20 protein-coding genes are annotated in these 24968 nt (G+C 42.6%); 10 read left to right on the forward strand and 10 right to left on the reverse strand.

The annotated features are described in order from the left end of the window. Positions 1 to 224: 224 nt before the first annotated feature. Positions 225 to 1421 (forward strand): hypothetical protein, encoded by a 1197-nt coding sequence (locus KCV09_RS01060; RefSeq protein ID WP_212515407.1) that lies wholly within the window; start codon positions 225 to 227, stop codon positions 1419 to 1421. 132 nt (positions 1422 to 1553) lie between these two features. Next, positions 1554 to 2903, forward strand: coding sequence for a PepSY-associated TM helix domain-containing protein (locus KCV09_RS01065; RefSeq protein WP_151815386.1), 1350 nt, complete (start codon positions 1554 to 1556; stop codon positions 2901 to 2903). On the opposite strand, the gene KCV09_RS01070 is transcribed toward KCV09_RS01065, so the two are convergent. Both KCV09_RS01070 and KCV09_RS01075 read right to left on the reverse strand, forming a co-directional pair. After that, complete coding sequence (locus tag KCV09_RS01070; protein ID WP_212515408.1) at positions 2900 to 3394, reverse strand: GNAT family N-acetyltransferase; 495 nt, start codon at positions 3392 to 3394, stop codon at positions 2900 to 2902. The genes KCV09_RS01065 and KCV09_RS01070 overlap by 4 nt on opposite strands. Before the next feature lie 169 nt (positions 3395 to 3563). Then, on the reverse strand, positions 3564 to 5702 hold the full coding sequence (locus KCV09_RS01075; protein ID WP_151815385.1) for a TonB-dependent siderophore receptor: 2139 nt from the start codon (positions 5700 to 5702) through the stop codon (positions 3564 to 3566). 76 nt (positions 5703 to 5778) lie between these two features. On the opposite strand from KCV09_RS01075, the gene KCV09_RS01080 reads away from it, so the two are divergent. Further along, positions 5779 to 6924 (forward strand): DUF1624 domain-containing protein, encoded by a 1146-nt coding sequence (locus KCV09_RS01080; protein WP_151795795.1) that lies wholly within the window; start codon positions 5779 to 5781, stop codon positions 6922 to 6924. Positions 6925 to 6966: 42 nt separating this feature from the next. On the opposite strand, the gene KCV09_RS01085 is transcribed toward KCV09_RS01080, so the two are convergent. The 6 genes from KCV09_RS01085 to betI form a co-directional block, all read right to left on the reverse strand. Beyond that, complete coding sequence (locus KCV09_RS01085; RefSeq protein ID WP_004946059.1) at positions 6967 to 7452, reverse strand: hypothetical protein; 486 nt, start codon at positions 7450 to 7452, stop codon at positions 6967 to 6969. 63 nt (positions 7453 to 7515) lie between these two features. Further along, a complete protein-coding gene (locus KCV09_RS01090) occupies positions 7516 to 8787 on the reverse strand; it encodes an MFS transporter (RefSeq protein ID WP_212515409.1) in 1272 nt (423 codons plus the stop codon). Positions 8788 to 8876: 89 nt separating this feature from the next. Next, positions 8877 to 10508, reverse strand: a complete 1632-nt coding sequence (gene mqo / locus KCV09_RS01095) for a malate dehydrogenase (quinone) (protein WP_004935935.1) — start codon at positions 10506 to 10508, stop codon at positions 8877 to 8879. A gap of 516 nt (positions 10509 to 11024) precedes the next feature. After that, complete coding sequence (betA, locus tag KCV09_RS01100) at positions 11025 to 12683, reverse strand: choline dehydrogenase (protein WP_004935937.1); 1659 nt, start codon at positions 12681 to 12683, stop codon at positions 11025 to 11027. 89 nt (positions 12684 to 12772) lie between these two features. After that, entirely contained in the window at positions 12773 to 14245 is a 1473-nt protein-coding gene (betB, locus tag KCV09_RS01105; RefSeq protein WP_004946066.1) for a betaine-aldehyde dehydrogenase, read from the reverse strand. Then, a complete protein-coding gene (betI, locus tag KCV09_RS01110; RefSeq protein WP_004935942.1) occupies positions 14238 to 14864 on the reverse strand; it encodes a transcriptional regulator BetI in 627 nt (208 codons plus the stop codon). The genes betB and betI overlap by 8 nt, the downstream gene beginning before the upstream one ends. A gap of 255 nt (positions 14865 to 15119) precedes the next feature. On the opposite strand from betI, the gene KCV09_RS01115 reads away from it, so the two are divergent. From KCV09_RS01115 to KCV09_RS01130, 4 genes are all read left to right on the forward strand, one after another. Further along, positions 15120 to 16730 carry a BCCT family transporter gene (locus KCV09_RS01115; RefSeq protein WP_212515410.1) on the forward strand — a complete coding sequence of 537 codons (1611 nt, stop codon included), beginning with the start codon at positions 15120 to 15122 and terminating at the stop codon, positions 16728 to 16730. A gap of 139 nt (positions 16731 to 16869) precedes the next feature. Further along, the gene (locus tag KCV09_RS01120; protein WP_088459467.1) at positions 16870 to 18930 is read left to right on the forward strand and encodes a choline transporter; all 2061 of its coding nucleotides are present in this window, start codon (positions 16870 to 16872) and stop codon (positions 18928 to 18930) included. A 13-nt stretch (positions 18931 to 18943) separates the two neighbouring features. After that, positions 18944 to 19567 carry a MarC family protein gene (locus KCV09_RS01125; RefSeq protein ID WP_004935953.1) on the forward strand — a complete coding sequence of 208 codons (624 nt, stop codon included), beginning with the start codon at positions 18944 to 18946 and terminating at the stop codon, positions 19565 to 19567. Between the two features lie 234 nt (positions 19568 to 19801). Then, positions 19802 to 20323, forward strand: a complete 522-nt coding sequence (locus KCV09_RS01130; protein WP_004935959.1) for an acyl-CoA thioesterase — start codon at positions 19802 to 19804, stop codon at positions 20321 to 20323. A 143-nt stretch (positions 20324 to 20466) separates the two neighbouring features. Here KCV09_RS01130 and KCV09_RS01135 read toward each other — a convergent pair whose 3' ends face one another. Then, positions 20467 to 20721, reverse strand: coding sequence for a hypothetical protein (locus KCV09_RS01135; protein ID WP_004935962.1), 255 nt, complete (start codon positions 20719 to 20721; stop codon positions 20467 to 20469). Between the two features lie 496 nt (positions 20722 to 21217). Here KCV09_RS01135 and KCV09_RS01140 point away from each other — a divergent pair, with 496 nt between their 5' ends. Continuing rightward, on the forward strand, positions 21218 to 22231 hold the full coding sequence (locus KCV09_RS01140) for a CobW family GTP-binding protein (RefSeq protein ID WP_151746738.1): 1014 nt from the start codon (positions 21218 to 21220) through the stop codon (positions 22229 to 22231). 49 nt (positions 22232 to 22280) lie between these two features. Here the strand turns inward: KCV09_RS01140 and dctA are convergent, their stop codons facing one another. Beyond that, positions 22281 to 23543: a C4-dicarboxylate transporter DctA gene (dctA, locus tag KCV09_RS01145; RefSeq protein ID WP_039909870.1), complete on the reverse strand. Its 1263-nt coding sequence runs from the start codon at positions 23541 to 23543 to the stop codon at positions 22281 to 22283. Between the two features lie 198 nt (positions 23544 to 23741). Here dctA and KCV09_RS01150 point away from each other — a divergent pair, with 198 nt between their 5' ends. Then, positions 23742 to 24272: a YaeQ family protein gene (locus tag KCV09_RS01150; RefSeq protein ID WP_004935969.1), complete on the forward strand. Its 531-nt coding sequence runs from the start codon at positions 23742 to 23744 to the stop codon at positions 24270 to 24272. Positions 24273 to 24324: 52 nt separating this feature from the next. Beyond that, positions 24325 to 24660 carry an FKBP-type peptidyl-prolyl cis-trans isomerase gene (locus KCV09_RS01155; RefSeq protein WP_004935971.1) on the forward strand — a complete coding sequence of 112 codons (336 nt, stop codon included), beginning with the start codon at positions 24325 to 24327 and terminating at the stop codon, positions 24658 to 24660. Positions 24661 to 24968: the final 308 nt, after the last annotated feature.

Raw genomic sequence — 24968 nt, forward strand, 5'->3', positions numbered from 1 at the left:
CATTTTTACAACCCGACAACTGATTGGTCATTTTGCTGCTCAGGCAGCAAAGTGATCTTAACTAAAAAATGATAATGGGTCATGGAGAGGGTGTTAAGGAAAGACACGTCCCCATAATAAAAGGCACAAATTTTTTTTAGTTAAAAATTAAATTAAACAATGTTTTGTATGTAAAACAAAATGTGCCTGTGCTCGACACAGCATCAGTAATAAGGATTTTGGTGATGAAAAAAAATATGATTCGCATATTAAGTTTAGCAGTATGTTGTCTTGGGGGACACACAGCCACATGGGCAGCGGATTCTCCATTGGAGTGGAAAAGCGATGATGGTACTGCTTCATTTAAGGTGGGCGGCGTGATTCGTGTTCAGCAACGCTATGAAAGCTGGAAAGAAAGTCAAAATCGAGGTTTTGGTAAAGCAGATTTTGATGTATTTCGCCTAGATTTAAAGGGAACCTACGATAACTTTTATTTAAATTCAAGCTTTCTACTGCAAGATCAAGAATTTACATCAATCGAAAAAGCCTATATTGGCTATAAATTTAATAGCAACAATAGCGTAGAGGCAGGATTGGTCTATAAACCCTTCGCGATTTATCCGTACCCGCAAAACGGCTGGACGTATCATATTCCTTTCTTTTTAGGCTATGGCAATAATATTGCGCCGGGCCTCAATTGGAACTATACCGATAAAGACTGGGACATCAAACTCGGCTATTACCCGGAAATGCTGAAGACCAATATGCGTTACTCGCCGGAAAGTGGCACCTACAATGACTTGAAAAATACCTTTCCAAATCAGCGTGCCTATCAAAACGAAAAACGTAATCAGGTGAATGCGCGATTCGTTAAAAAGTTTGACACCTCAGTAGGCAAGCAAGAAGTAGGGCTTTCAGGCGCGGTTTCTCAACTTCATAATAAAGTGACCGATGATGATGGCAAATACTATGCATTAGGGCTACATGCCAATACCAATATGAATCGCTGGAATGTGCAAGGATCTGTGATTCACTATAAATACGATGCAAAAAATCCGGATGGCGTCAGTAATGACGTGACTTTAATGGGAACGAACGGCCTGACACCATCTTATTTTATTGCCTCTGAAGGGACTGTATCGAGCTTTAATGTGGCTTATACCTTACCCGTTCAAGATCTATGGAAACTCAAGGCAATTAAATTTTACAACGATTATAGTTATTTCGATAAAGAACGCAGTGACTGGTCTGCCTCTCAGCTCAACACCACGGGCATGATGCTGATTGCATCACCGTTTCTGGTTTGGGTGGATTATACATGGGGCAAAAATGCCAATTTTATTGGTGGATCGATCAATAGCACTGGCTATACTTCTGCAAGCTCACAAAATAGTGACAAATGGTTGTACCGGATCAACTTAAATTTCGGATTCAATTTTTAAATAGAAAATCTGATCTAAAGTTTATAGCCACAAAACCATTAAGCCCGGGTTTGTGGTTTTTTTATCGTTGAAGTTAGGCTGTTGTATATAAAATCAACTATACTAACGAAGTAATTTTCTTTATGTCGCGTTATGGCTGTCCATCATTCTTCTCCTCGTTTTTGGCGTGATTTTTTTGTTTTATTGCATCGTTACGCCGGGCTTTTTATTGCGCCGTTTATATTTATCGCTGCCCTAACAGGGCTGCTTTACGTACTCACACCGCAGCTAGAGCAGTATGTCTATCGAGATGTACTGTATAGCCAACCCGACGGCCACCGTGCCGGCACGCTCACCCAGCAAATTCAGGTGGCTCAGGCGCAACTGCCACCCACCGCACAAATCGTTGCAGTACGTCCTGCGCCGACACCTCACGATACCACTCGCGTAATGTACAGCGATCAAACTCACCAGATCAATAATCAGGCCGTCTTTGTCGATCCGAATACTTTAGCCGTAAAAGGTGAGCTAGGCGTGTATGGCACCAGTGGGATTTTACCATTGCGTACACAGCTCGATCGTTTGCATCGAGATCTTTTGCTTGGCGAGTGGGGACGTATTTATAGTGAGTTGGCCGCGAGTTGGATGGGGCTTTTGGCCTTGTCGGGCCTTTATCACTGGATGATTCGTCGTAAAAATACTTCAGGTGCTGTTTCTGGTACACGTGCTCAATTACTCAAATGGCACCGCTGGATTGGACTAGTTTTATTGCCATTGCTGCTATTTTTTTCGATTACTGGTCTGACATGGTCAAACTGGGCAGGCTCTAATATTTTAAGCTTGCGTCAGGCTTTGGGCTGGCAAACGCCTAGCTTAAATACAGCATTGTCAGGGCAAACAGCTACCGATGCACATGCGGCACATCATGAACACCACCAAGGTATGGTCATGCAAATGCACAGTATGATCAGTGCGCATGATTTTGAGCTCGCATTAAAATTGGCACGAAACGAAGGGATTAGCGCAAATAAAATTCAAATTCGTCCACCTGCGGCGCCTAATCAAGCATGGATAGTGGAAGAAATTGATCGTGGCTGGCCAACTCAGGTCGATAGCGTAGCGATTGATTTACAGCAGCAGCGTGTAATTGATCATGTTGACTTCGAGCGATTTCCGCTGGTGGCCAAATTAACCCGATGGGGAGTAGATGCCCACATGGGGGTGTTGTTTGGCTGGCCCAATCAATTGCTCTTGGTGCTCTTTGCACTGGGTTTATGTGCTGCGATTTTGATGGCCTATCGCGCATGGTGGAAAACATCAAACTTTAAGCAAAGCACGATTATGTTTTCCCAACACAGCCTCACGATTTGGCAAAAGGGCAGTATGAGTCAGCGCATTGGCTTGGTACTCCTTTTGGGAGTAACCAGTTTGTGTTTGCCTATTTTTGGTCTGAGCATTCTGGTCGCGCTTGTGCTGATTCTGCTGCGCCGGCAACGTCTTTAAATTGATTTGAGCATATGCAGGGTGTCGTAATCCTGTATCCATTCGCGCCGAATTAAATGAAAGCCCTGTTGCTGCCAAAAGTATTCGGCTGCTGGTAAAAATGGATGGGTATGCAGATAAAAATGTCTGATATTTTGAGTGCGCGCATATTCAAAAAGCGCCTGACATAATCTGCTTGCCAATCCTTGTCGACGATAGTGAGGTTCAACAAATAGTTTGACCACTTCTACACATGGGCTGGGTAACTCAAGATCAAATCGGGCATCATAGCTTCGATAAGCCACCATTGCCACGATGGACTCGCCGTCTTTTATGATGAAGCACGCACCCATCGGCCTTACCACATAAGTTTCACCAAAATGGGTGAGATCGTGCGGTAAATTGGTTTGATAAACCTCAGGAAACAATAACTGTCGGGTTCGAATGGCAAAAGCTTGTGCTGCTTGCAGGTTGTCTTGATCTAGCAGGCAAGGGGTAAGTGAGGAAGTCATGAATCAGCTCAAACTCAGATTTTTTCTAAATGCATTAAAGATCCGTTTAGCAACACAGACCTTAATTTCTTGCATTTTACCCATAACATTGCCGAATACCTAATCGAAATAAAAATATTCAAACATAAAAAAAGTGGCCCAATTGGGCCACTCTAGTCATCAATAAGGCTTAAAACTTCCACTGCATAGAAAGTGAAGCGTTAATTGGATCGCCCGGTTGAATCCACATTTCACTGTAGCTCTCGACATAGTATGTTTTGTCAAATACGTTATTTAAATTGAACTGATAACGGAATTGATCATTTGGTGCGTAGTAGGCATTCAAATTCATGATGGTATACGCCGGTAACTTTAGATTGCCTTGATCATTTTGGGTACCGTTTCGTTGCCCCACATAGACGATATTGCCACCTATACCAGCTTTACGCTGACCATCATCAACCAATAAATAGTCCAGACTCAGATTGGCATTGTGTTTTGGAATACTATTTAAACGCGTACCTTTGGCAATATTGGTGTCTTTAGTAATAATGGCATCCGTATAGGTATAATTGGCCAGAACGTTAAGTTTTGACCACAATTGTGTTTGCGCCGTTAATTCCATACCTTGGCTACGTGCTTCACCTGCTGCATATTGATAGCTCGGATCATTCGGGTCGATGGTTAAGGCATTACGCTTGTTCATATGAAACAGAGCAGCACTCAAGAGGCTTATATCGTTGGGTTGAAATTTAGTTCCAATTTCATAACCTTCACCTTTCTCTGGTGCAAATACGTTGCCGCTGACATCGGTACCCGTATTTAGTGCAAATGACCGGCCATAGTTGCTATAAAATGATAAATGATCATTAAATTTATAATTTAAGCCAAAACGTGGTGATACCTCATTAAATGTTTTTGAAGAATAAATGCCACCCACATAGTTATCGAGGCTTTGTTTAATGCGATCAAGACGACCGCCCAATAGCACACTCCAGTGATCATTGAAGAACATTTGATCTTGTAAATTCAATGATGCATAGTCTTGCACTTCGTGAGTATCAGTAAATAATCCCATTTCTTTCGGGTAGTTACCGTATTGCGGAGCGTTTACATTGATCTGATTCACACAATAGCGTTTTGGATTACTGTATCCACCATTAACACGCCCCGTACGACCATTGTCGCATCGAAGCTGACTTTGATTGAATACCAGTGTGCCAAGCTCTGCGCCAACTAAAACTTCGTGTTTTGCCCATGAACTGTCAATTTTTCCAAGTAGTTCAGTTTGGGCCAAGCGGTCGGCGGTGTAGGTATAGCGCTGGCGGCGCTGACGATTTAATGTTTGGGCATCCGCTTCAAAACTACGTGGCTCGTTGGAACTCCCGGCAATCTTACCTTGCTTGTAACTGATGGCGCTGTTGAGCGTCCAGTCCTCATTGAAGCTATGCGCGAGATGTAACTGATAAAACTGATCGCTGACTTCATTTTCATCTGCTGAAGGTTCACCTGTAAAGGTTTTACGATCCATTAAAATCTGACCTTTATAAGCACTAATACCACGATCAAATATGCCTTTTTGGCGCGTGATTTCACTATCAAAATTGAGCTGGGTTTGATCGGAAATTTTCCAGCTTAATTGAGGTGAAAAGAACCAGCGGTCACTGTTGACATAATCACGAAAGCTTTGATTATCTTCATGTGCAACGGCCAATCGATAAGCGACCTGATCATTAATCGGTGCCGTATATTCAAAACTGCCGCGATATTTTTCTTCTGTATTGGCTCTCAGGTTAATTTCACCTTGTGGTTGCCACTGCGGTTTTTTGGTAGTGATATTGATTAATCCTCCCATTTCGCCGCGACCATACAGCGCAGCAGCAGGGCCTTTTAAAATATCGATGGAGGCAATATTGACCAGATCGCGCGGCGCGCTCAAACCACGGTTCACACTTAAGCCATTTCGAATAATAGTGGCGCTCACGTTTGGGTCGGTAGTGAAACCACGAATAGAATAATTATCCCAGAATCCACCGCCGTAATTGTTTTGCGCATAAACGCCCGTCACCAGCTGAATCGCTTCATCGATGCGCTGAACATCTTGTTGCTTCAAAATTTCCTCAGATAAGAAACTGCGACTAAATGGCACATCTACAATATCATGCGCAAATTTAGTTGTTGCCGAGGTTTTCTTTTCGGTTTCCTGTTCGGTAGCAGCTTGCAAAGTAATAGTGGAGAGAACGTTACTCGATTTATCGTCGGCCCAAACTAATCCTGGAAAAAAAGAAAGCCCCAAAACAGACGAAATTAAATAAGATGTGCGTTGCATAAAACGGCTCAATCGTAGAGACAAAATTTAATATTTGTAATACTATAACATTACGGATTTAAGTTTTACAGTCATTATGTCTCACCTTAAAACATTCTCTCGATTACAATCTATCGATGCCCTACGAGGGCTTGTCATGGTGATCATGTTACTCGATCATGTTCGGGAAACATTTTATCTAAATAAACAAGTCACTGATCCGATGAACATTTTAGAGACTGAGCCGGCCTTATTTGGAAGTCGTGCTTTGGCGCACATTTGTGCCCCCGTTTTTGTGCTACTTACGGGGCTTTCAGCTTATCTTTATCAAATGAAAAACACGGTAGCAAGTACACGCAGTTTTTTACTTAAACGTGGCTTGTTTTTGATCGTGTTAGAGCTCACCTTGGTCAATTTTGCATGGACTGCCAAATTCCCACCCGATGTCATTTATTTACAAGTGATTTGGGCGATTGGTATCAGCATGGTGGTGTTGGCCTTATGTGTGGGTCTGCCTAGAAAAGTTTTACTTGCAACCGGATTATTGATCATTTTTGGACATAATCTACTCGACACAATGACTTTTAGGGGCATTTGGGGTTTAGAGCAGCTCTGGTATGTGTTACATGAGCGTAGCTGGATAGAGTTCGGCGCTATTAAAATTCGGACCTCTTACCCGGTTTTACCATGGTTTGGCGTGATTTTTGTCGGCTATGCGTTGGGCTACTTCTTTGAACAACGCTTTAGTCCAGCTCAGCGTCAACGTTATTTACTCGGCCTTGGCTTAGGTAGTATTGCATTGTTTGTGCTGTTGCGCTTGATCAATGTGTATGGTGATCAACCTTGGGTTAATTATGATTCATCTCTCATGACGTTCATGAGCTTTATGAATCTGACCAAGTATCCGCCTTCTTTATTTTTTATTCTGTTCAATGCTGGAATAGGGCTGATGATATTGGCGATATTTGAGCGTCTGAATCACTGGAAAGGTCTTAAACCTTTAGTAGTACTGGGTTCAGTACCAATGTTTTTTTACCTGATTCATTTGTATGTACTTAAACTATTCTACGTGGTGTGCGTGAGTATATTCGGTTATACAGATGGCAATTATTTTGCGGTAGATTCCATGCGTAGTGTTTGGGGAATTACTGCATTACTGACCGTGATGCTCTATCCTGTTGTAGCGTGGTTCTCGGCATTTAAACATCAAAACAAACAAATCACTTGGCTAAAGTATTTTTAACTGAGTAGGCGTGTGCCCTTGTTTACCACTTAATAAGTGAACTTATAGGGCACCATATTTTTGCCACGTTTCGCCATTATGCAGTGAATCGTAATAACCCTTTAAGTAGTCCAATTCATAGTATTGAACTGCAGCCAATATAATAAAAGACATCAATAAAATGGTTTTTAAGGCATTCAGTTTTTTTGGTTCATTTGATAAAGCGGGTAGTCCAAAAAGCGTTAACGCAATGGCAGGCAATAGCGCGACTGCTTTTAAATGACTCAAAAAACCTAAACCATGAGTATAAAGTAAGACCGCAACCAGCACGATCAGGCCAAAGCCAGCCAGATTACGCGTATGCTCAGAGGGGCGCAGAGCCATCACTGACTGCACAAATAAAATTACACTCGCAAAAAAGTAAAAGGTCGTTCCACCAATAATAGCCGTATAAGTGGCATTGAGCACACAATACATGCCGATTACGACCAGTACGAGCACATATAAAGTCGAGTAAATTTTATGTGACGTTTCTCTTGTATTGGCCATAAAAAAAGAATTCTCCATTACATGTAAACGTGAATTTAGCATACGAATTTTGACAGCTCATATCTACTTATGAGATGTAAGAAATGTATGTTTATGCTGCTTTATTTTTGATTTGAGTAAATCTCGTTGTGATAAGCCAATTGCGAGTGAAATCATGAGGCAGGCGCCACCACTCACTAATGTAGCGGGTACAACCGTCCATAATCGTGCAAAGAGACTGGCCTGAAAGGCACCGATCTGATTACCTGATGTGACGACAATTCCATTCAAGGCAGCGACACGCCCAAGGAGTGATTTACACGGGAGTAACTGCAACAATGTCTGGCGGATAATCATGCTCATGCTATCAAATGCACCCAGTCCAATTAAAAGCACAAAGGACAACACCAATGAGCGTGAGCAGGCAAAAGTCACAGCACACAGACCAAAGCCGAGCGTTGCAACCAGCATATTACGCCATGCATGTTGTGTCAGATCATAGCGCATCAGCGCAAAGGTCATACACAATGTGCCAATAGCAGGCGCAGCACGTAACAGCCCCAGACCAGAAGCGCCACTTTTTAAAATTTCCTCAGCAAAAATAGGCAGTAATGTGAGTAAAGCACCAAATAGTACCGTACTTAAATCAAGGAGCATGGACCAAAAAATCATGCGATTGTTTAGCATAAATTGAATCGCTTGCTGCATACTTTGAATCATGGGCTGTCGTGCCACAGCAGGAAAGCATCGTGGACCAATCATGGCCACAGCACCGCTACCAACACACAGCAACACTAAGGCTATGCTCAGTGCAATGTAAATGCCAAACTGTCCCATCATCACGCCCGCAAGAAGCGGCCCAAGCATGGCGCCAATTTGCCAAATCAATGCTGTCCATGTATTGGCATTACTGTAAATTTTCTCAGGAACCAAAAAAGGTCGTAAAGAGTTAAATGAGGGGCTATAAATGCCTCTTAACAGCCCTAAAACAAAAATACAGCCATAAACGCCAAGTAAAAAAAGAGGAAGCTCTATACTCTGTTGGGCGTGTAGAAAAAATAGCAGTGCCAAACATGCCGGAATGGGGCAGGTCAGAGCAAAGCCCCATTTTAAAATGGTCTGCCGGTTGAAATAATCGGCGATATAACCGCCCCACAACGACAAGACAATAAAAGGAACGAGTTCGACTAGACCGATCAGACCAAGCATGAGCGGGTTTTTCGTGATTTGATAGAGCGAATAAGCGACGACGACTTCTTGAATTAAAATGGCTAAGGTTAGACACAACTGATTCAGGCTGAGCAGCGAAAAATCTCTGTAGCGCAGTGCAGCAAAAAAATCAGAAGATGATGACATGATAAATACAGCACATTAATCAATGAAGGAGAGGAGATAAAATAAAAAAGGATGAGCTATTGCTCATCCTTTTTTTGAATCTTTAAAAATTACTTCGATTGTGATGCAGCAAGCTTAGCAAAGTCTGCTGGTGTCAGCGGTGTATAGTGCAAACCTAAAGTCTGGCTGGTGTACTGACGTACTTGGTCAAGCAATACTGGATCTTCGCTTAACTTCTGTTTGTACGATTTTACCATCTCGTGCAGTTTTGGATTCCACTCACCTTCAACTTGTTGTGGGAAGGCTTTTTCAAGCAAACTCAACATAATGTAAGGAGAAGTTGAAGCACCCGGAGACGCACCCATTAATGCAGTGACCGAACGATCTTTAGATACAAACACTTCAGTACCAAATTGAAGCTTGGCTGGTTTGCCTTCTTCTTTTTTGATGACCTGAACACGTTGACCACCTTGGTTCAAGCGCCAGTCTTCGCGTTTTGCATTTGGATAGTACTTTTTCAATTCGTTAAAACGGTCTTCATCGGTCATCATGACTTGGCTCACCAAGTATTTCACCAAATCAAGATTCTCCATACCAACAGCAGTCATTGGCAATACGTTGTTTTTATTGGTCGATGCCAATAAATCAAACTGAGAACCTTCTTTCAAGAATTTATTCGAGTAAGTCGCAAATGGTCCGAATAACACATATTTTTTACCGTCGATATAACGTGTATCAATATGTGGAACAGACATTGGCGGCGCACCTAGATCAGCACGACCATACAATTTTGCTGTATGTTCTGCGGCAATTTTAGGATTGTCCGTCATTAAGAATACGCCACCTACAGGGAAGCCAGCATATTGCTTCGATTCTGGTAAACCAGTCATTTGCAGCAATTTAACGCTTGCACCACCCGCACCGATAAAGACAAAACGTGTTTTTACATGATCGGCTTGACCAGTTTTCATATTTTTAAATGAAACAGTCCAGGTTTTGTCGTCATTTTGGCTGATGCCAGTCACTTCGGTAGACGTAGAAAGCTTGAAGTTTTGATGCTTGTTGAGGTTATCTACCAGTTGCGTGGTGATCGCACCATAGTTTACATCAGAACCAATTTCCATACGTGTTGCTGCCACTTTTTGTGCAGGATCACGGCCTTCCATGGTGAGCGGTGCCCATTGTTTGATCTGGTTTGCATCTTCAGTCATCTGCATACCGTAGAACAATGGATTTTTAATCATTGCTGCATAACGCTTTTCAAGGAACGCAACGTTGTCACCCCATACAAAAGCATGGTGCGGAACTGGATTGATAAAAGTAGATGGCTTGCCAAGTACGTTTTGTTTCACTTGATAGGCCCAGAACTGTTTTGAAATTTCAAATTGTTCTGCAACTTTTACAGCTTTAGAAATGTCCATCTTACCGTCTTTTTCTTCGGTATAGTTCATTTCCATGAAGCCAGAGTGGCCTGTACCCGCGTTGTTGAATCCGTTTGAACTTTCCTGAGCAACTTTGTCTAGGCGTTCGTACATACGAACTTGCCAGTTCGGTTCAAGCTCAGTCAAATAGGTTCCAAGCGTGGCACTCATGATACCACCACCTACCAGAACCACATCTACAACAGGCTCACTAGCAGCGGTTTGAATTTTTTTGGAAGCAATTGGCCTAAAAAGGAAGGCGATCGCTGCAATTAAAAGAACAACAATCAATACCAAAAGGTATCGTAGAAACTTTTTCATGCGATAAAGGACCTTGGGGTAGGTGATTAGCATCGCGTAAAGGCGAAATAAAGAAAAATACTAAATCAAGAGAGAAATCGACTCTGGAAATGATGGCAAATTTAAGTTCAGAGAGAGGGAGTAAAATGTCTTAATCCATACAGCAAATGAATCAATTCACTTTTTAAATTTGACCATACATTTCCATCGGAGGCGTATTGTAGATGAATTGTGTATTGACAATATAATTTTTATTTGAAATGTTGAAATTAGTTTAATAAATATTAGTTATATTGTTAAATAAATGACATCAATTCAATTACTTATAATTTTTTTAACATTTGGTAAAATGCTTAAATTTATTCAAAAACAGATAAAAAATGCATCGCATCACATATAAAGTGAATTGTAAATAATCAAATAGAGACCTCCAAAAGACCTTAAAAGAAAAAAATGTACGCTAGATAGTCAAATATGACGATATTCGAACACGATGCAAAATGCATCGTGTTCGAAAACAACTTGAAAAAATTAGCGTTACGATGCGCGATAATACGGAGCAGTAGAACGCGGGAGTGGGGCATGACCACGGATTTGATCGGCAATTTTTTCTGCCATCATAATGGTGGTGGCATTCAGATTGCCTGTAATAATCAGCGGCATGATTGAGGCATCTACAACACGCAAACCTTGCATGCCGTGCACGCGTCCCTGATGGTCCACCACAGCCATTTCATCTTCACCCATTTTACAGCTGCACGATGGATGATAAGCCGTTTCACCATGATTACGAACAAAATCGTCGAGTTGTGCATCTGTCGAAAGCTGATTACCAGGACTAATTTCTTCACCACGATAAGGATCTAGCGCAGGCTGATGCATGATTTCACGGGTAATACGAATGGCAGCGCGGAACTCTTGCCAGTCCTGCTCAGTCGACATGTAGTTAAACAAAATGCTTGGATGCTCAAACGGATCTTTCGATTTGAGTTTGATATGCCCACGTGATGGAGATCGCATCGAACCGACATGTGCTTGAAAACCATGTTCTTTTACTGCATTACTACCGTTATAGTTAATCGCAACAGGCAAGAAGTGATATTGAATGTTTGGCCATTCAAACTCGTCAGACGAACGAATAAAGCCACCTGCTTCAAACTGATTGCTGGCACCAATGCCTTTGCCTAAAAATAGCCATTCTGCACCGATTGCTGGCTGGTTATACCATTGCAGTGCAGGGTAAAGTGACACAGGTTGTTTGCACTTGTACTGTAAATACATTTCCAAGTGATCTTGTAAATTTTCACCTACACCCGGCAAATCATGAACCACATCAATGTCCATCGATTTTAAAAAGGTGCTTTGACCCACGCCTGAGCGCTGCAAAATTTGCGGTGAAGCAATCGCACCAGCACATAACAGCACTTCTTTATTGGCAAGGACTTTTTTCAGATCGTTTTTGTTGGCGCCTTGAATATATTCCACACCAATGGCCTGTTTGCCATTAAACAAGATCTTATTGGTCATGGCATGCGTAACAATGGTCAGATTCGGTCGGCCTTTGGCCATATCCAGATAGCCACGAGCCGTACTCGAGCGGCGACCGTTTTTGGTGACGGTACGATCCATCGGGCCGAAGCCTTCTTGCTGATAGCCGTTTAAATCGTCTGTGCGTGGATAACCAGCCTGAACACCAGCCTCAATCATGGCATGAAACAAGACATTGTTGTCTGCTTTAGGCGTTGCAACACTAACCGGTCCGCTATCGCCATGATAATCGTTACCACCGATATCGCGCGTTTCTGCTTTTTTGTAATAAGGTAGACAGTCGGCGTAGGTCCAGTTTTCTAAACCCTTAAGCTTGGCCCAGCCATCGAGATCCATTGCATTACCGCGAATGTAACACATGCCGTTAATCAGTGATGAGCCACCCAGTCCTTTACCACGACCGCACTCCATACGGCGGTTATTCATATGCGGTTCAGGTTCGGTGAGGTAGGCCCAGTTATAGCGTCGGCCTTGAAGCGGAAAGGCGAGTGCCGCTGGCATTTGCGTACGAAAATCCAGACGGTAATCGGGACCGCCTGCCTCCAAAAGTAATACCGATGTATTGGCATCTTCAGTTAAACGCGCGGCCAGCACATTACCTGCAGAGCCTGCGCCAATAATAATATAATCGTAAGATTGAGTCGTCATTGCTATTCCTTAATATTGTATGCGTCACGCTGTGATAGCAGCAGTGACATCAGATTTATGAGGAAACTTTAAAAAGGGCGTCGCGTGTTTTAGAACACGCTCTGGTAATCGCCCATTTCGACTTGAATCGATTTTGTTCGGGTATAGTGGTTGAGCGTCGAGATACCATTTTCACGCCCTACGCCCGATTCTTTATAACCACCGACTGGCATTTCGGCTGGGGATTCTCCCCACGTATTAATCCAGCAAATACCGGCTTCCAGTTGGTGAATAATGCGATGTGCCAAGGAAATATCCTGAGTGACCACACCTGCTGCCAAACCAAAAACAGTACTATTGGCGCGTTGAACGGCTTCTTCAATTGTCGCATAAGTCAAGATACTCATGACGGGCCCAAATATTTCTTCTTGTACGATTTTCATATCATCAGTACAGTCGGTAAATACAGTTGGCTCTACAAAAGCGCCGTCTTTAAGCGCTGCTTGCGTAGCGCGCTGTCCGCCAATGAGTACTTTTGCACCTTGTTCCTTACCGGAAGCAATATAAGACAACACCTTGTCCATATGTGCAAAACTCACCATTGGACCAAAATTCGTATCATCGTGCTGCGGATCACCCATTCGAATGCGTTTTACACGCTCAACCACAGCGGCTTCAAAGGCTGATTTAAGCTGTTCAGGAACAAAAACACGCGTACCGTTGGTACAGACTTGGCCTGAGCTGAAAAAGTTGGCCATAACGGCAATATCAGCAGCGCGATCAAGCTGGGCATCATCACAAATAATCAGCGGTGACTTTCCACCGAGTTCCATAGTCACGTCTTTGAGGGTTGAGCCTGCGGCACTGGCCATAACTTTTTTGCCAGTTTCCACGCCACCAGTAAATGAAATCTTTTCAATCACAGGATGCTCGGTCAGGTAAGGGCCGATATCGCGTCCTGAGCCTTGTACGACGTTAAAAACACCAGCAGGTAAACCAGCTTCGGTATAAATTTCTGCAAGTTTAAATGCAGTAAGTGGTGTGACTTCACTTGGTTTAAAAATCATGGCATTGCCTGCGGCCAAGGCAGGGGCAGATTTCCATAAAGCAATCTGGATTGGATAGTTCCACGCACCAATTCCAGCCACTACGCCCAATGGCTCACGGCGGGTATAAAAAAAGCTGCTTTCACGTAAAGGAACCTGTTCACCTTGAATGGCAGTGGCCAGTCCAGCGTAATATTCAAGGACATCGGCACCTGTGACAATATCGACGCTGCGTGTTTCGCTCAAGGCTTTACCGGTATCTAATGTTTCAAGTGCAGCAAGCTCGTCATTGCGTTCACGTAAAATATCGACTGCGCGACGTAAAATACGAGAGCGTTCCATGGCAGTCTTAGCAGCCCATTCTTTTTGGCCTTGCTGTGCACTTTTTACAGCGGCATCGATATCTTCTTTTGAGGCTTGCTGAATCGTGGCAATCACTTCACCTGTTGCAGGGTTGATACTGTCAAAGGTTTTGCCGCTGGTTGCATCAACATATTGTCCATGAATGTATAAACGATGAAGTTGAACATCACTCATTTTGTCTCTCCTGCCTAATTTGCTTTACCAGCCGTAGCTGAGTCTCGACATAGTCATATGCAATGGTTCGAGCAAGTGCACTGTCAAATTCAGTGTCTCCACTTAAACTGCCACGTAACCAGAGTCCGTCAATCAATGCGGCCAAACCGCGTGCTGCAATGCTGGCCTGATCCTTGGGCATTAACTCCAGAAAGTGAAACTTCAGATTGGAGTAGAGCCGCTGGTCATTGATGCGCTGTAATCGGCTGAGTTCCGGCATGTGCATACTTGCAGACCAGAAATCAAGCCAGATACGCATTGCTCTTTGATTGACCTGACTAATATCAAAGTTTGAATCAATAATCGCTTTAATCATATTCTCGGGTTGTAACTCATTTACTTCAGCTTTGTACTGCGCCGTTTTACGACGTAGTACATTGAGCATCTCTAGCATACAAGCGTTAATGAGACCCTGTTTGTCGCCAAAGTAATGACTGACGATACCCACCGAGAGTTGGGCTTTTTTCGCAATTTGAGCCATGGTGGTGTTGGATAACCCCACTTCAAAAATCACGTCATATGCGGCGTTTACAATTTCTTCACGACGCACGTGCTCGGGTTTTACTCTGCGTTTGTTCATGTATGTCCTTAAAAATATAAGGTTTTGCTTCAATAAATGATCTACAGAACATGATAGCACCTTTTTATGATACTTTTAATTGATTGAACGTTCAATCAATTAAAAGTATCATTATGCAAATTTCCGTTATTTCTATGAATGTACGGAAATTTAAAAGTCGCCAGCATTTAGCAAACTCGTGGGATGGAATTTCATGAGAGATGCGCGCCAGCAGTATCAATAATGACGAATCACATCCGTGCAAGGAGCAATGTTATGTGGTCAAAACGTAACACACAAAACGTCATCTTACCGATTCGCCTGAATCCTTTCGTTTTTTGGAGTTCGGCAATCAGTATCAGTCTTTTCGGCTTGTTGTTTGTGCTATTTCCTAGCGCCAGCCAAAATGGACTGATGTGGATTCAACAGCAGGTAAATCAGTTGTTTGGCTGGTATTACATGCTGGTGGTGGTACTTTCTTTAGGTTTTGTTGCTTGGCTGGCTTTTTCCAAAGTCGGGCAAATTCCTTTAGGTAAAGCACATGACCGTCCTGAATTTGGCTATCTGGCATGGACATCTATGCTTTTTTCTGCCGGAATCGGGATCGCATTACTGTATTACGGCGTGGCTGAGCCCGTCGATCATTTTTTGCGACCTCCTGAAGGGCAAGGCGGCACCGTTGAAGCCGCTCAAAATGCCATGATGTATAGCTTCTTGCACTGGGGCATACATGGCTGGGTGCTGTATGCGTTGGTGGGTGTCACACTGGGTTATTTTGCCTTCAGGCGTGATTTGCCTCTGGCATTACGTTCGGCACTGTATCCTATTTTTGGCGAACGAATTCATGGCTTGATTGGTCATATGGTCGATGGTTTTGGTATTTTGGCCACGATCATTTCTTTGGTGACCAATCTGGGGATTGGTGCGCTGGTTTTAGTGTCAGGAATTTGCTACTTGTTTCCGGCGATTCCAAACTCCAGCCTAACGCTCATTACCACAGTTGTTTTAATGATGGTGGTGGCCACCATGACTACCGTGGTTGGTATTGAAAAAGGTTTAGCGTGGTTGTCACGAGTGAATCTGCGCTTGCTTTATCTGCTTTTAGCTTTTGTGTTTTTTACCGGACCAACCAATCATTTGTTAAATGGGCTGGTGCAAAATACTGGAGATTACTTAAGTCACTTCGTGCAAAAAAGTTTTGATCTGTATTTGTATGATAAAAAAGCCACAGGCTGGCTGGCATCGTGGACGATTTTTTACTGGGCATGGTGGATTGCTTGGGCGCCGTTTGTGGGCATGTTTATTGCCCGTATTTCAAAGGGGCGTACCATTCGGGAAGTGGTTTTGGGTGTATGCCTCATTCCGTTAGGTTTTACACTGGCGTGGATTTCAATTTTTGGCAACACGGCAATTGATTTAATTTTAAATCAGGGTCAGGGTATTTTAGGAACTTTGGTACTCAAAGATCCAGCCATGTCTTTGTTTAAGTTACTTGAATATTTGCCTTTTCATCCATATGTGGCTGGAATTGTTGTGGTGATTTGTTTCGTTTTATTTTTAACCCCAGTGGGCTCTGGTACACTTATGATAGCCAACTTGTCATCTCAAGGTGGCACAAGCGATAGTGATTCACCGGTTTGGTTACGCATTTTTTGGTCCGTCACGATCACCATCGTGAGTATCGGACTATTACTCGCGGGCAGCTTTAGTGCCATGCAAAGTGCGGTAGTGTTATGTGGTTTACCATTTTCCGTGATTTTACTGCTTTATATGTTTGGGCTTGCGAAAGCATTAAATCAAGAAGAAACACACAAACCGCACGCTGAGGCACAGATGACCCAAACGCGAGCATCTGTACAACCAGCCAAAGAAACCAGCTCCGTGTAATTGTAGATGGCAATGTTTTATTCCTGACCGGTTCAGGTAAAAACAACAGTGTAGTTTAGTCAATCCTTGAGCAGCTCATGCAGGTGCTGAAGGATTGGCTTTTGTACTTTTCTTTTTCTTTTATTTTCTTGAGGATTGTATGGCAACAGATAATCCAAGAGCAGTTGATGATCAAACGACTCATCCGAAAGATCGTTTAAATCGTGTGGTCTTTTACGTTTCTGCGCTTATTATTTTAATATTTTCTTTAACGACGATTTTATTCAATGAGTTTGCCAATCACATCCTGAGTGCTGTGCTTGGCTGGGTGAGTGCCACTTTTAGTTGGTACTACCTGCTTGCTGCAACGCTGTATATGGTGTTTGTGATATTTATTGCCTGTTCGCGCTACGGCAATATCAAGTTAGGGCCCAAACACTCCAAACCAGAGTTTAGTCTATTAAGCTGGTCAGCCATGCTGTTCTCGGCAGGGATCGGCATCGATTTGATGTTTTTCTCGGTGGCAGAGCCATTGTCTCATTATATGAACCCACCTGTGGGGCAGGGCCAGACCTATGAAGCAGCACGTCAGGCGATGGTCTGGACACTGTTTCACTATGGACTCACTGGCTGGTGTATGTATGCACTGGTCGGAATGGCTCTGGGTTATTTTAGTTATCGTTATAATTTGCCACTTACGATTCGTTCAGCGTTATATCCTATTTTTGGAAAAAAAATTAATGGACCCATTGGACACAGTGTCGATACTGCGGCCGTAATCGGGACCATTTTCGGGATTGCCACCACCTGTGGTATTGGGGTGGTGCAGCTCAACTATGGCTTGCATGTGTTGTTTGATTTACCTGAAAACTTATGGATTCAAACTGCATTAATTTTGGTGGCAGTCATTATCACCATTATTTCGGTAACGTCTGGTGTCAATAAGGGCTTACGGATTTTATCGGAAGTCAATATTTATGTGTCTGTTGGCCTGATGCTGTTTATCTTGTTTTTAGGCAATACTGAGTTCTTATTAAATGCACTGGTACAAAATGTGGGGGACTATTTAAGTCGTTTTCCTACTTTGGCACTGGAAACCTTTGCATTTACTCAACCGAAAGAATGGATGAACAACTGGACGCTTTTTTTCTGGGCGTGGTGGGTGGCATGGTCTCCTTTTGTGGGGCTATTTTTGGCACGTATTTCACGTGGACGAACCATTCGCGAGTTTGTCAGTGGAACTTTAATCATTCCATTGTTATTTACCCTGACTTGGCTGTCTATTTTCGGAAACAGCGCACTCCATAATGTCATTTTCGATGGCAATATTGCACTGGCACAAACCGTTTTAGTCAATCCTGCGCATGGATTTTACGACTTGCTTGCACAATATCCGTGGTTTCCTTTTATTGCGGGTGTCGCTACCATTACCGGCTTGCTCTTTTATGTCACGTCGGCAGATTCTGGTGCACTAGTTTTGGGGAACTTTACTACTCAATTTACCAACATCGATCATGATGCACCGCGCTGGCTCAGTGTTTTTTGGGCGGTGGCGATTGGTTTGCTCACGCTTGCAATGCTCATGACCAACGGGATTACCGCACTACAAAACGCCACCATTATTATGGGCTTGCCTTTTAGTTTTGTGATGTTCTTGGTGATGGCAGGTTTGTACAAGTCGCTGCGGCTAGAAGATTACCGGCAGGCCAGTGCGAGTCTCAATGCAGCCCCAGTGGTGGGGAACGTGGACATTCTGAACTGGAAAAAGCGTTTATCACGCGTGATGCATCATCCGGGAACTTCAGAAACCAAGCGTATGCTGAACGAAATCTGTAAACCTGCGGTTCAGGCAGTTGCCGATGAGCTTGAGAAGCGTGCAGTCACTGTCGATGTGCAGGAGGTTGAACTTGAAGAAGATCCAGAGCTTTATCATTTGGATATCACGATTCACCTTGAAGAGGAACAAAACTTTATTTACCAGATCTGGCCTGTCCGTTATATTGCGCCCAACTTTAGTGAACGCGGTAAACGTGGCAAACAGTTCTATTATCGTTTAGAGACCTATCTATATGAAGGATCTCAAGGAAACGACCTTGTAGGTTATACCAAGGAACAGGTGATTAATGACATTCTGGATCGTTACGAGCGCCATATGACATTCTTGCATATCAATCGTATCAGTCCGGGGAACCGACCACTATTTCCAGACCCTAAAGCCTAAGGAGAGCCGTTGAATGTTGACGCCGTATATTCATTCCTTTGCCTTGTTTTTTTCGTTGCTCAATCCATTTTTGATGAGCATTTACATGATCGGCATGATCCGAAATTCTGAAGCAAAGGTCTTTAATAGAGCATTGATACAAGGTTGTATGATTGCATTTATTGTCTTTGTTTTATTTGCTTGGGGTGGCGAAACCATCTTTAGCAAATATTTGAATGTACGTTTTGAAGCATTCCAGATTTTTGGTGGGCTTATCTTTTTGGTGATTGGTTATCGCTATGTGTTTCAGGGTGCAGATACCATTGGTGAAATGCGTGGTGCGCCTGAACATTTGGCTGGCACCATTGCAATGCCGTTTATGATTGGCCCGGGTACGATCAGTGCGGCTGTAGTGACCGGAATCGGACTTCCTATTGGTGGTGCGGCGCTGATTATTGCTTTAACACTGACCGTGACCTGTAGTTTGCTCATTTTAATGAAATTTGCACACGATCATCTACGCTATAAACATGCCAAATATATCGATCGTTATGTAGATATTGTCGGGCGTTTATCTGCGTTACTGATTGGTACCATCGCGATTGATATGATGATTACCGGAATCACGGGGGTAGTCAAAGACATACCGCTGGGTTAACTGACTTTAAGCAAATAGAAAACGGGAGCGATATGCTCCCGTTTTTTATTGATCAGGATGTATTTCAGATTGACGCCATGGTCTGTTTTATACAAGCGCTGTATATAGAAGTGAGGAGTACATATCTGAAATTCATACACAGATAAGCTTTTGCCGAAACGGACATGGTTATCTAGAGTAAATTGTTTCATAATGAACGCCATAACGTTTTCCCGTGTAGAGCGAAAGAACACTATGTCTCCATTAGATCAAATTACACAAACTTCTGAAGAACAATCTGAATTGACTATGTCGGTCTTAATGACCCCAGATATGGCCAACTTTTCAGGAAATGTCCATGGGGGAACCATCTTAAAATTGCTCGATCAGGTGGCTTACGCCTGTGCAAGCCGCTACTCGGGTAGCTATGTGGTTACGCTGTCGGTCGATAAAGTCACCTTTAAAGAGCCAATTTATGTGGGTGAGCTGGTGACTTTTCTGGCCAGTGTGAACCATGTGGGTAAAACCTCGATGGAAATCGGGATTCGTGTAGAAGCACAACATATTCAAAAGCGTACAGTACGCCATACCAATAGCTGCTATTTCACCATGGTGGCAGTCGATGAAAATGGTAAACCGAAAGCCGTGCCAGCCTTAAAGCTTGATACCGAGTGGAAACGCTGTCGTTTTGAGGCAGCAGAGCAGCGTAAACAACGCCGTTTACAAGACAATTCTGGCCCGTCTTGCAGTCTATTTAAAACGAGTCAGCAGGCATAAAGCGCTATGGCTGAGTAGTGGTCTGGTTGTTAGATCACATAAAAAAAGAGCTAAACCGCAGCAAGAGGTTAGCTCTTTTTTGTTGCAATCAAGATATGCTAATCAACTCAATTGAATGAGCGGCTTGATTGTTTAGCTGATGATTATTGAGCAGGCTGAGCCGGTTGGATTGGTGCATTACCTGATTCAGCCGCATTTTCAGTGCTAGGTTGTGCCGCAGCTGGTTGTTGTGTTGCAGCCGAGGTTTTCGAAGAGGTTGCATCAGGTAATTCTTGAGTTGACACTACAACTTTTTCATCTGCTTTAGTTTGATGTTTATCGTGAGCTGAGGCAGCAAAAGTAGTGGTTGCAGCAGTCAGAGCAAATGTTGTTGCAAGTAAAGTTTTTACAAGTTTCATAGGAGGCATCCTTTGGTAATTTAAAATACACTATGACCATCGCAGCCTATAGTTTAAGTTTGGCTGTCGACTTGTTGATCATGCTAAAAGCCAAATCTGGATATGACAATCAATCCAACAAAGTGAAACAGACTGGATTACAAAGCGTTCACACATATAAATCCTGTGTATGTTTCATGTAAAAAAAATAGAAAAAAATCGCCAAAAACTGTTTGAAGATATTTCTTTTTGGTTATTTTTTAATCTGTATATTTACCAAAGCAAAACATGTCACTGTGGGCTGAGCCTACAGTCAAAATTGTTTTTCCCATTAAATATAATTATCTCAATCTTTTTATCCATTTAAATAAGTGATGAAAGTCGCATAGATCTTGCCATTTGGTAAGGCTATAGCAACTTTATACTGATTCAAATTATGATCATTTCTATTCTTTCGAAGACAGCAGCAATATATGAAATACGTTAGACTATAACTTTTAGTGAGTGCGTATTCGACGTGAAACTGGTCATTCCTCAAGCGGTTCCGACACATATTATTTCTGGTTTTCTCGGTGCTGGAAAAACGACCTTGCTTCAGCAGCTTTTGCTACAAAAACCCAAGCATGAAGTGTGGGCGGTATTGATGAATGAATTTGGGCAGATTGGTATCGATCAGCAAATACTTCCCAATGAATCTGGCTATGAAGTGAAAAAATTGCTCGGTGGTTGCATGTGTTGTAGTAGTCAGCTGCCCTTACACATCGCACTTGCCCGGTTGCTCAGCGAAACCAAACCTGATCGATTGTTTATTGAACCGACAGGACTTGGACATCCTGCTCAGTTACTTGAACAGCTTTCAGAACCGCATTGGCACAGCAGTATTCAAATGCGTGCATTGATCACAGTAGTTGATGGCAGTCGATTACACGACCAAGCTTGGGTCGAGCAACATTTATATCAAGATCAACTCAAAGCTGCACAATTGGTGGTGGTGTCACATCATGATCAGATGACCCATGCCGATGAGCAAGCATTAGAGCAGCTTCAGCAAGAGTACGCACCTTATGCCCAAACATGGTTTGAGGTATCCAATGGAATACTGGCTTTGGCTGCAATTGATCGGCCCTCACTGGCTACGGTAAAACGCATGCAACCACTTCTGGTACAACAGCAGCGTAATATCGAGATCAAGCAGGCACCACAAGAGATTAAACAATTGCCGTATCATTATGTTGAAAGTAATGGAGAATATAGCGTGGCTGGCTGGAAGTTTTCACGTCATTGGCAATTTGATTTTGATGATTTATTTGATTTGCTGAGTAGCCTAGAGGGCTGGTTAAGAATCAAAGCGATTTTTCATACCAACCAAGGCTGGATCACCTTTAATTTCAATCCAGCACAGCTCAATTACAAAACAGGGCAGGCCAATACAGACAATCGTATTGAGATCATTACTCCATTGTCACAAGACTGGCTCGCCTTTGAACAAGCCTTGCTGGCTTGCCGCTGTAATGAAGATGATCAGGAATAACGCAGATCTGTGCTATTTCTGATCATGTGTTCAGTTAGAAAACTTCTTGTTAGTGCTTTTGCTCAAGCATGGCCTTGGCTTGAGCATGATCGATGTCTTTTTCCCAATGTGCAATAACAACAGTTGCAACACAGTTACCAATCAGGTTGGTGCATGCACGAACAATCCCAATAAACCAGTCAACCGATAACAACAGCACCAGACCAATGGCAGGTAAACTTGGAATAACGGATAAGGTGGCGGCTAAAATCACCAATGCTGATCCAGGAATGCCATGTGCACCTTTTGACGTAACCAGTGACACCAGCAAAATCATAATCAGATCATGCATAGACAGATCAATATTACAGGCCTGCGCAATAAAAATAACACCTAAGGTCAGATAAATAGAGAAACCATCCAGATTAAATGAATATCCGGTTGGAATAACTAAACCGACCGTAGAGTCTTTAATCCCTAATTGTTTCAGCTTTTTCATGATTTGCGGAAGTACCGAATCTGAGGAGGCTGTACCGAGTACAATCGAAAGTTCTGCTTTAAAATAGTTCAAAAATTTGAAAATATTAAGGCCAGTGAATTTTAAAATTCCACCGAGAATAATCACCACAAATGCAATACATGTGGCATAGAATAAAAGCACCAAGTAGCCCAGTTGAACCAAAGAGTCGATACCAAACTTGGCCGTGGTGTAGGCCACAGAACCCAATACCCCAAGTGGCGCCAATCGGATAATCAGTCCCATCATTTTAAAGAAAATTTCTGAAAATGCTTCCAGTGCCTGCCGAACAATTTCTGCCAGATGGCGCGGAACCAGTAACATCCCGACGCCAAATAAGATTGCAATCAGGAGGACCTGTAAAATATCGCCGTTTGCAAAAGCACCAAAAAGGGTTTTAGGAATGATGTGCAAAATGAAGTCTGAACCTGAACTCATTTCATGGGCACGTTCGGTATAAACCGTTAAATCTTTGCCGTCGAGTTTGGACAGATCAATATTCATTCCTGCGCCAGGTTTAAAGATATAAGCAATCGCAATGCCTAAAATGAGTGCAATTGTGGTGACAATTTCAAAATACAGGATCGTTTTTGCACCAACTTTACCCATTTTTTTAATGTCATTTGCACCATAAATGCCAAGCACCACCACACAAAAAACAATGGGTGCAATTAACATTTTAATCAGTGAAATAAAGCCATCACCTAAGGGCTTTAAATTTAAAGAAAAATCATGAAAGCTGACACCAATTAAAATACCTAACACCAGCGCGATGATGACTTGCAGGAACAAGTTAGACTTCAGTTTTTGCCACATTTTCTGTTCATCAATCCAATAAGACTGGTCAGACCAGTGCAAGAAACTCGCCAACTTTGATATTTGCCTGAAATTTTTTTGGGTGCTGATCCTTTCTGGAGTTGAGCAGCGTAAGGGCAGGATAGAAATATCAGCCTATATATAGGTCAGTCATCAAAAATCGAGTATGCTAGGCGCCATTCTGGAGGACGGTTTTTTATGGCGCTTAAAGCTACTATTTATAAAGCAGATTTAAATATTGCAGATATGGATAGCCACCATTATGCAGACTATCAACTCACCTTGGCTATGCATCCGTCTGAGACGATTGAGCGTTTGATGGTGCGTATTTTAGCTTTTGCTCGTTTTGCAGATGAACAGTTGCAATTTACCAAAGATCTATTTGAAACCGACGAACCGGCGCTATGGCAAAAAGATTTGACTGGGCAACTTGAACAGTGGATCGAATTGGGGCAGCCCTCTGAAGATAAGTTAAAAAAAGCCAGTGCGCGTTGTAAGCGGGTTGCGGTCGTGACTTATGGTCAGCAGGTCGACGAGTGGTGGAAACGTAACAGTAAAGTGAAAACATTGAGTAATGTCGAGGTTTGGCAATTGGCACCCGAAACAACGGCCCAAATTCAAAACTTATGTGAACGCACCATGCAACTGCAACTCAATGTCATGGATGGTGAATGGACTTTACTGAACGACCATGAACAGGTTGAGATTTCGTGGACAAAATTGCAATAATGCACCAAGGCTGCTGTCTGAAAGATGGTTTAAAGTATAAATAGGTATCGAAATGAACGAATTAGAAATTATTGATTTAAAAGTGGGCGAAGGCAAAGAGGCTGTGAAAGGTGCTTTGATTACGACCCATTACACGGGTTGGCTTGAAGATGGTACCAAATTTGATTCATCGATTGATCGTGGTAATTACTTCGAATGTGTCATTGGTACTGGTCGTGTGATCAAGGGATGGGATCAAGGGATTATCGGCATGAAAGTTGGCGGTAAGCGCAAGCTGAACGTGCCTGCACATTTAGCCTATGGTGAGCGCAAAATGGGTAACATCATTCCTGCTAACTCCAATTTGATTTTTGAAATTGAACTATTTGATGTCAAAACACGAGACTAGAGAAGAAAAAAAGCCCGTTTCGGGCTTTTTATTTGTTTATTGAATGAATATGATTTTAATATTCGATTATAATAATATGTAAAATTCTTATAATATGATATTTTGTTATTATAAATTTACTATGTTTCTGTTTTATTAATTTAAAATTAATCTTTTATTAAAATGTCAAGCGGCTAAATTTAAATAACCATAGTGAATTAGTCGAATATGTTCATCATAAATATTTAATTAACTTCCAAAATTTTTAAGAATTTTTTCAGTTTGTTGCGGTATAACGTAAACTATCTAATCGTCTGATCGCTTTAGTT

This window comes from Acinetobacter soli, assembly GCF_018139125.1.
In the GTDB taxonomy this organism is placed as follows: domain Bacteria; phylum Pseudomonadota; class Gammaproteobacteria; order Pseudomonadales; family Moraxellaceae; genus Acinetobacter; species Acinetobacter soli.

Coding starts and splice junctions, on each gene's coding strand:
- KCV09_RS01060 (WP_212515407.1), top strand. CDS start 225: ATGAAAAAAAATATGATTCGCATATTAAGTTTAGCAGTATGTTGTCTT.
- KCV09_RS01065 (WP_151815386.1), top strand. CDS start 1,554: ATGGCTGTCCATCATTCTTCTCCTCGTTTTTGGCGTGATTTTTTTGTT.
- KCV09_RS01070 (WP_212515408.1), bottom strand. CDS start 3,394: ATGACTTCCTCACTTACCCCTTGCCTGCTAGATCAAGACAACCTGCAA.
- KCV09_RS01075 (WP_151815385.1), bottom strand. CDS start 5,702: ATGCAACGCACATCTTATTTAATTTCGTCTGTTTTGGGGCTTTCTTTT.
- KCV09_RS01080 (WP_151795795.1), top strand. CDS start 5,779: ATGTCTCACCTTAAAACATTCTCTCGATTACAATCTATCGATGCCCTA.
- KCV09_RS01085 (WP_004946059.1), bottom strand. CDS start 7,452: ATGGCCAATACAAGAGAAACGTCACATAAAATTTACTCGACTTTATAT.
- KCV09_RS01090 (WP_212515409.1), bottom strand. CDS start 8,787: ATGTCATCATCTTCTGATTTTTTTGCTGCACTGCGCTACAGAGATTTT.
- mqo (WP_004935935.1), bottom strand. CDS start 10,508: ATGAAAAAGTTTCTACGATACCTTTTGGTATTGATTGTTGTTCTTTTA.
- betA (WP_004935937.1), bottom strand. CDS start 12,683: ATGACGACTCAATCTTACGATTATATTATTATTGGCGCAGGCTCTGCA.
- betB (WP_004946066.1), bottom strand. CDS start 14,245: ATGAGTGATGTTCAACTTCATCGTTTATACATTCATGGACAATATGTT.
- betI (WP_004935942.1), bottom strand. CDS start 14,864: ATGAACAAACGCAGAGTAAAACCCGAGCACGTGCGTCGTGAAGAAATT.
- KCV09_RS01115 (WP_212515410.1), top strand. CDS start 15,120: ATGTGGTCAAAACGTAACACACAAAACGTCATCTTACCGATTCGCCTG.
- KCV09_RS01120 (WP_088459467.1), top strand. CDS start 16,870: ATGGCAACAGATAATCCAAGAGCAGTTGATGATCAAACGACTCATCCG.
- KCV09_RS01125 (WP_004935953.1), top strand. CDS start 18,944: ATGTTGACGCCGTATATTCATTCCTTTGCCTTGTTTTTTTCGTTGCTC.
- KCV09_RS01130 (WP_004935959.1), top strand. CDS start 19,802: ATGTCTCCATTAGATCAAATTACACAAACTTCTGAAGAACAATCTGAA.
- KCV09_RS01135 (WP_004935962.1), bottom strand. CDS start 20,721: ATGAAACTTGTAAAAACTTTACTTGCAACAACATTTGCTCTGACTGCT.
- dctA (WP_039909870.1), bottom strand. CDS start 23,543: ATGTGGCAAAAACTGAAGTCTAACTTGTTCCTGCAAGTCATCATCGCG.
- KCV09_RS01150 (WP_004935969.1), top strand. CDS start 23,742: ATGGCGCTTAAAGCTACTATTTATAAAGCAGATTTAAATATTGCAGAT.
- KCV09_RS01155 (WP_004935971.1), top strand. CDS start 24,325: ATGAACGAATTAGAAATTATTGATTTAAAAGTGGGCGAAGGCAAAGAG.